The sequence below is a fragment of the uncultured Kiloniella sp. genome (assembly GCF_937128705.1).
GTDB lineage: Bacteria > Pseudomonadota > Alphaproteobacteria > Kiloniellales > Kiloniellaceae > Kiloniella.
Genome location: NZ_CAKZMP010000214.1, coordinates 1 through 1,714 on the forward strand (window position 1 = coordinate 1; position 1,714 = coordinate 1,714).

The window sequence follows — 1,714 nt, forward strand, 5'->3', positions numbered from 1 at the left end:
ATAATATGATTATCGACCACAGCAAATGCTGACATTTGCGACCAAAGCCTTTTCGAAAACAACCACGATACTGGTGGTAGTTTTTATTTGTGTGATCGCTCTCAAAGTTTCAGACCCGTGGGCAGTACGAATTCTGCGCCCCAATACCTTTCATGTGCTTCAAAAGATAAGCCCCAACCAAAGTGAAACTCAGAAAATAGTTTTGGTTGAGATTGATGAAAAAAGCCTCAAAGCGAAAGGGCAATGGCCTTGGCAGAGGAATATTCTAGCCGATCTTACCAATAAAATTCTACAGCAATCCCCTCATGCTTTGGCAATAGATATAGTTTTTCCCGAACCGGACAGAACATCACCCAGTCTGATTATCGAAAACAATCCTGTACTCGCACAACAACTAAAACCACACAAAAAAGACTTACCCTCGTACGACGATATCCTCGCAAACGAGTTCCGTAATCATCCAGTTATATTAGGTATGGCGACGGGGTACGGCACAGATCAACGTGCGCCAGTTGAAACGACAACAAGTATAAGAATGTACGGGGGCGATGTCAGAGCTACTTTACCTCGGTTTAACTACCTTCTCAGAAATATAGAACCGTTAGAAAGAGCAACAACACAAGGAGTCAACAATCTAGCCCCTGAACGAGACGGCATTATCCGCCAACTCCCCCTGCTCTACAATGTGAATGGCACAATCATCCCGTCATTAGAGGTTGAAACCCTGCGTATCACCAATAATGCAGATGAAATTGAACTAAGGACAGAAAACAACAAGCTCAAAAGCATTCGATTAAATTCATTCGATTTAACCAAGAGCAACCGTGGAAAACCTTGGATTTACTTTAGTAAATACTCTGATTACACCAAGGTATCTGCAAATGATGCCTTAACAGGTGCGATTGATGACAACCTCTTCAAAGATAAAATCGTTATCTTGGGGGTAACGGCTCTTGGTATAGCGGACTATACACTGACCCCAGTCGGATCCAACCTTTCCGGCCTGACAATACACGCCCAAGCACTGGACAATATGCTTACCCATAGCCTTCTTACACGCCCCTTTACTTATTTTTGGATAGAACTAGGGTATTTATTCTTAATCGGCATTCTTTTTCTTGTTGTTCACAAACGGCATGGTGCACTGGAACTTACAGTAACCTTTGCAATTTTGTGCTGGATAACAATACTCGTTTCTTCCGGCCTATTTGCCTTTAAGTCGACCCTATTTGATCCTTCCATGCCGCTGATATTCACATTAATCATGTTCATGGTTTCTGTCTCCTCTGGTTTTGTAACGGAACAAGCTCGCAGGAGAAAAGAAGCAAGTATTGCGACACAAAAAGAGCGCGAAAAAGAAGCTAGAATTAGAAAACTACAGAATGAGCTATTGCATACAATTGGCAAAAGCTCCGTTCAAAAGCTCTCTTCATCAATAGCACATGAACTAAACCAACCGCTTGCAGCCATATACAACTTTACGAATGCAGCCAAAAAAATCCTGGAAAAAGACAATCTTGATCTGGACATAATCAAGCCTGTTTTGGACAAAATTCTAAATCAGGCTGACCGGGGAAATGAAATACTTAGAACGATCAGGGATGCAGCAGAAACAGGTAAAGCCAACCTTTCGTCACTCAATATCAACAAGATAATCCTAGAAGAGATTGAATTGTTTAATGATTCAAGTCTAGAGAAAAAAAATTATATAAAA

The 1,714-nt window shown here is 41.3% G+C and carries 1 protein-coding gene; it reads left to right on the forward strand.

The genetic code is table 11. From position 1 onward, the window contains the following. Positions 1-25: 25 nt before the first annotated feature. On the forward strand, positions 26-1,714 hold a 1,689-nt coding region (locus Q0241_RS11380; RefSeq protein WP_299377435.1), incomplete at its 3' end, for a CHASE2 domain-containing protein.